This window comes from Candidatus Symbiothrix dinenymphae, assembly GCF_001431085.1.
In genome coordinates this window covers 1-512 of the sequence record NZ_BBRU01000320.1, presented here as the reverse complement: position 1 = coordinate 512, position 512 = coordinate 1, and the positions used below count along the sequence as shown (strand labels likewise).

The window sequence follows — 512 nt, the reverse complement described above, 5'->3', positions numbered from 1 at the left end:
GCGTTACAATATTATTTTGGCACAAGACCCCAGCGAGGAGTTTAAACTCTTAAGAAATCCAGATGATAGGCAAGAATCAATTATTAACCTTACTGCCAAATGGCATGAAATAAGAGATTGTAAATTATGTTATGGAGGAGGTGTAGATAAAGATGGCAGACCAATTCCAACAAAACCTTTGTTTGATACCGATAATTCTTCGCTTACTCCTTCGCTGATTTTTGGAAATCCAGAAGGACAAACAAAAGCGCAACATGGAACTGAAATAAAAAATACGGTTGTAGAATTTAGCGACTTGAATTTTGAAGATTCAATAAAATATCAAAGAGTAGCACGCAACGAAAATTACAGAATTTATGATGTGGATTCAGACAAGTTTGTGAATGACAACAAAGATAATATTATAAAATGGTTGAAAGATATAAAAAAGTATTTAGAGAATAAAATATGCGACAAATTAAAACCGACCGACAATATTGTCATTGTAGCACCTTGCCACGAAAGCAATTCGC

Annotated in this window: 1 protein-coding gene; it reads left to right on the top strand. The window is 33.8% G+C overall.

The features are described 5' to 3' along the window. Nucleotides 1-16 precede the first annotated feature (16 nt). Nucleotides 17-512, top strand: a 496-nt coding sequence (locus ASC50_RS03915) for a hypothetical protein (protein ID WP_158648396.1), incomplete at its 3' end; no start/stop codon positions are given.